7 protein-coding genes are annotated in these 7,218 nt (G+C 38.7%); 4 read left to right on the top strand and 3 right to left on the bottom strand.

Translation table 11 applies throughout. The annotated features are described in order from the left end of the window. Window positions 1-161: 161 nt before the first annotated feature. Window positions 162-446: a hypothetical protein gene (locus CAN34_RS12285; protein WP_089555887.1), complete on the bottom strand. Its 285-nt coding sequence runs from the start codon at window positions 444-446 to the stop codon at window positions 162-164. Window positions 447-755: 309 nt separating this feature from the next. Between CAN34_RS12285 and CAN34_RS12280 the strand changes: the two genes are divergently transcribed. The 3 genes from CAN34_RS12280 to ppiC all read left to right on the top strand — a co-directional run bounded on the left by CAN34_RS12280 (window position 756) and on the right by ppiC (window position 3,235). Further along, entirely contained in the window at window positions 756-1,547 is a 792-nt protein-coding gene (locus CAN34_RS12280; RefSeq protein WP_089555886.1) for an aspartate dehydrogenase, read from the top strand. 222 nt (window positions 1,548-1,769) lie between these two features. After that, a complete protein-coding gene (gene rluF, locus CAN34_RS12275; protein WP_089555885.1) occupies window positions 1,770-2,756 on the top strand; it encodes a 23S rRNA pseudouridine(2604) synthase RluF in 987 nt (328 codons plus the stop codon). Between the two features lie 200 nt (window positions 2,757-2,956). Next, complete coding sequence (gene ppiC / locus CAN34_RS12270) at window positions 2,957-3,235, top strand: peptidylprolyl isomerase PpiC (protein ID WP_089555884.1); 279 nt, start codon at window positions 2,957-2,959, stop codon at window positions 3,233-3,235. A 253-nt stretch (window positions 3,236-3,488) separates the two neighbouring features. On the opposite strand, the gene CAN34_RS12265 is transcribed toward ppiC, so the two are convergent. Beyond that, the gene (locus CAN34_RS12265; protein ID WP_089555883.1) at window positions 3,489-3,848 is read right to left on the bottom strand and encodes a leucine-rich repeat domain-containing protein; all 360 of its coding nucleotides are present in this window, start codon (window positions 3,846-3,848) and stop codon (window positions 3,489-3,491) included. A 50-nt stretch (window positions 3,849-3,898) separates the two neighbouring features. Next, the gene (locus CAN34_RS14285) at window positions 3,899-4,330 is read right to left on the bottom strand and encodes a hypothetical protein (RefSeq protein ID WP_089555882.1); all 432 of its coding nucleotides are present in this window, start codon (window positions 4,328-4,330) and stop codon (window positions 3,899-3,901) included. A 989-nt stretch (window positions 4,331-5,319) separates the two neighbouring features. On the opposite strand from CAN34_RS14285, the gene CAN34_RS12255 reads away from it, so the two are divergent. Continuing rightward, window positions 5,320-6,975, top strand: a complete 1,656-nt coding sequence (locus tag CAN34_RS12255; protein WP_089555881.1) for a WG repeat-containing protein — start codon at window positions 5,320-5,322, stop codon at window positions 6,973-6,975. The last annotated feature ends 243 nt before the right edge of the window (window positions 6,976-7,218 follow it).

Below are 7,218 nucleotides of genomic sequence, written 5' to 3'. Positions count from 1 at the left end.
TTATATAAAAAATATTGAATAAAAAAGGGTGCTAATACTGTCTGGTATTAGCATCCTTTTTTACCTCTAAGGTAAAATTTAAATCACATTGGCATTGGCGTATTTTAGCTACAACCTTGTCTTCGGTTATTAGATAGATAAGTAGGGTATAAGTAGCTAAGTTATATATGTTTTTCAGCCATTCTTATAGCTAGCTTCAATAGCTCATCGGCTGTCATATCTTTTAAAGGCGCTGCTTTAATTGTATCGTCTTTTTTCAGAACCTGTCTCATTACGTCCTGTTCGGATTGCATACTGTGGTTTTTGGAGGTGTTAATATAATGTTGCATCAACTCACGCAGAACAAGCGACTTTGTATAGCCGTTTTGCTCGACTACTTGCTTAAATTCATTGGCTAAATCGTAGTCACAACGAATATGAATGGATGCCTGTTTAGGTCTGCTCATCAGTATTCAACTCCTTTTACAAAATCAAATTTTCTGTCGTAACAATTATATTAAAGCTAAGACCTGCCTATCTCTACTGTACCATTTGTAACCCACTTTGCAACACGTAGTCAAAATAGTTGCTTAACGTTCAATATAAGACTAATAACAACATAAAAGCCTACTGTCATTGCCTTAGGGCGTGCCATCAATTAACATAATTGATGTAATGGACATAATTAATTTGATTTTCTTATACTATAGGCTCAGTGATTGATGTCTCAAGTAGTTTGAGCAAAGAAATATAAAAAACAATAAACAGGAGTGGGTATGAAAAGCGTGATGTTCATAGGCTATGGATCGATGGCGAGAAAAGTACATGAGATGCTGCCTAAAAATATTATCCTTTCGACTGTATTAGCCAGCACCAGAAGCGCCGCGAGGTTAAAGGCTGAAATAGGCGAGTCTATAGAGGTGATTACTTCGGTAGACGATTTGGTAAAAATGCCTGATTTGGCGATTGAGATGTCGGGTCAGGATGGGCTCAAAGAGCATGCTATTAAAATATTGCAAAAAAGCATACCACTCGGGATTGTCTCTGTGGGTGCCTTTACTGATGAGAATTTTGCGGTATCACTCGCTGATACTGCAGAAGCGAGCGGTGTAAAAATTCATATCTTAGCAGGGGCAGTTGCTGGGATTGATGGCATAAACGCTGCGAGCTTGGCAGGACTCAGTGATGTGGTTTATCGAGGTAGAAAGCATCCATCGAGCTGGAAAGGAAGTCATGCTGATCAGCTTATTGACTACGATAATTTAGCGGAGCCTACCATATTCTTTACGGGTACTGCTAGAGAAGCTGCTGCTTTATTCCCGGATAATTCAAACGTTGCTGCTACTATTGCGCTGGCAGGCGTTGGCCTTGATGATACAATCGTAGAGTTAATCGCTGATCCAACGCTTGAGCACAACATTCATCATATAACCGCTGAAGGCGTATTCGGTAAGCTTGAGATTAGTATGACGGGATTACCATTGGCCGAAAATCCTAAAACGTCAAGTTTAGCAGCCTTTAGTGCTTTGCGTCTGTGCTGTCAGATTGATCAGGTTATACAAATATAACGCATGATTAAAATAAAAAAAGCTATGGAAAAACCATTCTTGTATATTAATCACGATAACCTTTTATACGATAATAAATGCATTTCTAGGTTTTCGCCCATCTCGCCTGAAATCGTCACTGAACTTCCTATATAATGTCAGCCATCTCGTTATTGATGATTCATTCAATTTAGGCTTTTTTCTTAGTAAGAAAGGCTTTTTATTAGGTAAAAACGGTGCTTTATGTTTAACACTTCCTCGACTCGTTTAAATAAATACATCAGCGAAAGCGGTATTTGCTCTCGTAGAGACGCTGACCGCTTTATTGAACAAGGCAATGTGTACCTCAATGGCAAGCGTGCTGCGGTGGGTGCGCAAGTGGTTGCTGGAGATACGGTAAAAGTTAACGGCCAGCTCATTGAGCCGCGAGAAGCTGATGACTTTGTTTTTATTGTATTAAATAAGCCAGTCGGTATTGTGAGCACCACGGAAAGCTCCGAGAAAAACAACATTGTTGATTTTGTCAGACATAGCGTACGTATTTTCCCGATTGGCCGTTTGGATAAAGATTCCCAAGGTTTAATCTTTTTGACCAGTAATGGCGATCTGGTTAATAAGGTGTTACGTGCTGGTAATAACCACGAGAAAGATTATGTGGTGACGGTGAATAAGCCGATAACGGATGATTTTATTAAAGGTTTGGCTGGTGGCGTACCTATTTTGGGGAAGATGACGAAAAAATGCCCAGTAACTAAGGTGGCACCTAACGTGTTTAACATCACGCTAGTGCAGGGTCTGAACCGTCAAATTCGCCGTATGTGTGAGCACTTTGGCTATGAAGTCGTGAAGCTTGAGCGTACACGGATTATGAATGTCAGTCTTAAGGGTATTCCCGTTGGTGACTGGCGAGATTTAACCCAAAAAGAGATGTCTGTTTTACTTAAATCTATAGAAGATTCTTCTTCGGAAGACAATGCTCCGGCTAAGAAATCTCGTAATACGCCTCGAAAAAAATCTCGTACTGATGATTCGTCAAAAGCAAAAGCGTCTTTAAAACCAGCGGGCGCAGCAAAGAGCAATACTAGACACCCCAAAGATGGTACTAGAAAACCAGCGGATTCTAAAGGTAAAAATAGGCGTCCTTTTAGTGATGGCAAGAAATCCGGCGGCAAGGGCAAACCTGCTGCCAATGGCAAGCGCCCTGCAAAAGGTCGAAGTTCTAAGCGGTAGTGGTATTCGTGACTATAAATTGATTGGTAGTGGCAGCGTTACTCAAAAGGCATCTACTCTCATCCAAAGAGTAGCGCCTGTATAGATAATGACTTTTGATAAAGTAGATTACACAGGTGAGGTTAGCAACCAAAGTAAGTAGTGATATTAAGTAGTGATATAATGTCTCGACAATCGATATTTTATGAAAGGTTTACATTATGGCTCGTACCGCTAGCGCATTGCATATTTTAGTAAAAGACAAAGAACTGGCTGACGACATTATTGCCAAGCTTAAAAAAGGCGCCCAGTTTGATGTGCTGGCTAAGAAACACTCAACCTGTCCATCAGGTAAAAAAGGCGGCGACTTAGGTGAGTTTAGACAAGGGCAAATGGTACCCGCATTTGATAAAGTCTGCTTCAACGGCGAACTCTTCACCCCACATTTAGTGAAAACCAAATTTGGCTGGCATGTGGTTAAAGTGCTTTACAGGACGTAAGTGTTAGAGTCTGTAGTGGCATAGAAGCTTTGAACTGTTTTTAATAGATGATGCACACAAAAAAGCCAGACAACCTAAGCTGTCTGGCTTTTTTATGCTTAATACTTATCTGTCTGGCAAAAATTATGCTCATATATACAGGCATTTCAATCTGATAAACATAACCGCAATACTCAGACACAACATTGTCTAAGTAGGTATAACACTGAGCGATCGTCTCAAGCATGGTTTTGTATATTGCGTGCTCTACTTCTTACCAAGCCGCTTTATCATTAATACTATCCAAAAATTGATTGACAGTTTCTGATACATCCAAAAGGGGATTTGCCTTAATATCGATTTCTTCTAATGTTTTTAGATTAGTAATACTATCAGGCAGACTTTGTAGGCCATTATGATAGAGTCCAAGACTTTCCAATTGATCTAGATTGCCTATAGAACTTGGCAGGGTTTCGAAATCAGAAGCACGTATGTCTAATTTTCTCAGGTTTGTTAAATTCCCGATACTATCAGGCAAAGCCTTCAACTCTTCATTAGCATACAGCTCAATACTTCTGAGCTTACTTAGCTTACCAATAGAGTTTGGTAACTGCTGAACCTTAGATCCTCTCATATCAAAACGGGTAAGCGATGATAGATTACCGAGCTCATCAGGAAACCTCTCTAATTAAGACTCTTTAGTTTACACAATACCTTTGGGAATTCAGTAAAAGCGCAGTCCATATAAACCAGCGTCTCTAACTTATCTAGTTGAGCAATCTCTTCCGGCAGCTCCTCAAAACCTCTAAGTCTAAGATATTTTAGATTTTTTAAATTGCCGATAGCGCTAGGTAATGGCTTAGTGGACTCACTTTCGTTTTGTAATACTGGTTTATTATCAATATAAGTATAACTCGTCGATTTTCCATATCCTAAATCAAGTCTTTCTAGTTGACATAATGCTTCAGATTTACGAGGAACACTGCTGTCAGCGCTGCTATATACATTATGGTTGTCTATCCAGTCCCATATCTCCGTCATCCAGTCTTCAACGCGCGTATCTTGCTTGCGAGTAGTGCTTTCATCTTGGTTGGTTTTACCGCTATATGCTGTCATAAGGTTACCTTTTAATAATCGTTAAATGAGGTGAATGCATTCAAGTTTTTAGCTGGTCTTATTGCTATATCTCAAACTTAAAAGTAGTTGGGCACAGTAATAAAACCAAGGTAAGCCATATTCTTAACATAGCTTGGTATACCAGTGACTGAGACTGATAAAGACTTATGAAGCTCACGGAAGGACTTATTGAAAAAATCAGGAAAGCAGAAAGCTCTCATAAGACTCAGTAACTGAGTATGAGAAAAATTATTGAGAAGTATAAAGGTTGGAATCAATCGACTAGAAGTAGTCATAATGAAATCTCCTGTTGCTCTGTCTGTGCGAAATTGAAACGACACAGTCACCTTACAGAGCGAAAAGGAGTTGTGCATTTTACCAGTCTTTATTTTTCATCGCGCTGGAAGTAGCCTTAAACCCACGATTTTTTTTATCATAACAAGCTGTTTATCATTTGTCAAAAGTGAACTGAAGGAGCTACGGAACTGCTCTGCTTAGCATCACTGTAATCTGCTTACATAAGGTGCATGTCGAACTTAATTATCTTCCAGATTTCAGTTTTATTTTGAATTATTTAATTTACAAGCTTACCCTTATTTATTTTGAATATACGTAAATATTAATAGTCATGTTTTTAGTTTTTAATAGATTGATAATTAAAAATTAGTTGAGTAATATGACGAAGGTTATGGAAACACTATAAATACAAATACACTGCTGTTTATAAAAAAGTATAGCCAACCCTTTTACCACCACATCCCTTTATCACACCTTTTAATGAGAAGTTTATGAAAATATATCATAAAAAATATCGCGACTAGCAGTCAGCCTTTGCATACTGCTGAATCTAAAGGTGATAGCTATGTGATTTCAGGAGTTTATGACTTTTACAGCTGAAAGAATTATCAATCACAGTTTCAGAAATGATTATTAAATATCCATATAAATTTTAAATTTCTAAATAAATCTATTTAACAAGGATTGTTGCATTGAAACCTATCTATTTACCCTTAATTTTTAGCCTTCTTGCCATGTCAGGATGTAGTGACAAAAATAATGCCGAAGTGAAGCCTTCATCAGCTAATGACAAAGAGGCAGTCAGTACCGCAGAAGTCGAAAGTGATAAAAAAGAAGAAAAGTGCGTTATACCTGATGTAGAAGGCTATGACCAAGTCGGTTGCTTAAGAGATGGGCTTGCAGGGGTAATTAAGCAGAGTAACGATGAATATGATAAAACCAATAGAGTAGGCTATATCGATAAAGACGGACAATTAATTATTCCGTTTGAGTTTGATGCGATCGTGGCAGGAGAGAGTGGAGAGTCTTTAGAGTTTAATGACTTTTCAGAAGGCTTGGCTGCCGTTAATAAAAATGATAAATATGGTTTTATTGACACCAAGGGTAAGGTGGTCATAGAGCCGCAGTACGAGTGGGCAAGCAGTTTCTCTGACGGACTCGCTATTGTGAGTGCTGAAGGTCTGTATGGTGCGATTGATAAACAGGGTAAAACCGTTATCCCGTTTGAATACGAAGCTTTAGCTGATTTCCAAGAGGGCTTTGCCACAGCAGCTCGTCCACCTAAGGACCCAGAAGATTATGAAAGTAAATATGGACTGATTAATAAGCAGAATGAGGTGGTCATACCCTTTATGTATGAAAGTATGGGCAACTTAAGTGAGTCGCTCATCGCCGTTAAGAAAGACGGTAAATGGGGCTATGTTGATACCACTAACAAATCGATTATCCCAATAAACTTAGCATATGAAACGGTCAATGATTTCTCAGATGGGTTGGCTGCTGTCTTTAGTTATGAAGAGAACAGTGACAATCTTGAATACGGATATATCGATAAGACAGGTAAGCTTGTAATACCAATGCAGTTCACTAAAGTTTATTGGGATGATACTGAAGGCCTAATAGATTTCAATAACGGCATCGCTGTCGTTAATGATAAAGAAGGTCGTACCTTCTGTATCGATAAAAAGGGTAGTGAAACTCAATGTCCAGATGGTAGAGGTGATGCTGATAATCAACTGGCCGATGAGGCTGAAGGCCTAGAGGAAGAAGCTTTAGAGGCGAAGAGTAATGGAGCGCCGCAGTTCATTGCAATAACCGATTATATTGCCTTAAAGCCTAATGAGAATTGGACGTGGGATAAACTAGCAGCAATACCCTATGCAAAAGAATGGCTTGAGAAAACACCAATTAAAAATGAGTATGAGCCTGAAGACCCAAACTATTTTATAAATGCCAGATTGAATGAAACCAGTTCGATGTCAGCATATGGGACCAAGAGCCAGCCGAATATTATTACTCTTGGTTCAAGTCAGGGTGTTATGGATGACAGCTCTCTTGGAGGTATTTACGAGCTTAATGATTTCTTTAATCAAAAAGATTTAACTCGCATTCCGTCTAACTGTGATGTTGACTCGCTTTTTACTCAAAAATTCTACAAATGGGAAAAGAAAGGGTTTCAACCCTTGTATATTTATGATGCAGAAATGTCTGGTAATTCTGGCTCCGATAGGGAATTTGGTATTGCGAAAAGTTTAGAGGAGTTTTTTAAACCTGTGTATGAGCATGTAAACCTAGAACTACAAAGTATTGATAACAATAACGATAGTGTTATCTGTACCTTCAAATAGTGAGAAATAATGCTACTGCTATTGGCTACCCACTACAAAAAAATCGAACAACTGAACCGCTCAAGTATTGGCAGAGATTGACCATTTTGAGAGATTACGACAATACCGGAGTGGTTCAGAACGCTTGCCTAAATTGCTGCTAGCCTTTTAAGATGTTGCTAGTAGCATTCAATAGAATGGTGCTTTTACAAGAGATCTAATATCGATATCCAACAAAGCTAAATATAGTTAGAATTAAGAAGT

Origin of the sequence: Psychrobacter sp. DAB_AL32B, assembly GCF_002224105.1 — a bacterium.
In the GTDB taxonomy this organism is placed as follows: Bacteria; Pseudomonadota; Gammaproteobacteria; order Pseudomonadales; family Moraxellaceae; genus Psychrobacter.
Note: the sequence above shows the minus strand (reverse complement) of the source record. Positions and strands in the feature narration are given on the sequence as shown.

Excerpts from the sequence above, each read along its gene's own strand:
- CAN34_RS12285 (WP_089555887.1), bottom strand. The coding sequence starts at position 446 with ATGAGCAGACCTAAACAGGCATCCATTCATATTCGTTGTGACTACGAT.
- CAN34_RS12280 (WP_089555886.1), top strand. The coding sequence starts at position 756 with ATGAAAAGCGTGATGTTCATAGGCTATGGATCGATGGCGAGAAAAGTA.
- rluF (WP_089555885.1), top strand. The coding sequence starts at position 1,770 with ATGTTTAACACTTCCTCGACTCGTTTAAATAAATACATCAGCGAAAGC.
- ppiC (WP_089555884.1), top strand. The coding sequence starts at position 2,957 with ATGGCTCGTACCGCTAGCGCATTGCATATTTTAGTAAAAGACAAAGAA.
- CAN34_RS12265 (WP_089555883.1), bottom strand. The coding sequence starts at position 3,848 with ATGAGAGGATCTAAGGTTCAGCAGTTACCAAACTCTATTGGTAAGCTA.
- CAN34_RS14285 (WP_089555882.1), bottom strand. The coding sequence starts at position 4,330 with ATGACAGCATATAGCGGTAAAACCAACCAAGATGAAAGCACTACTCGC.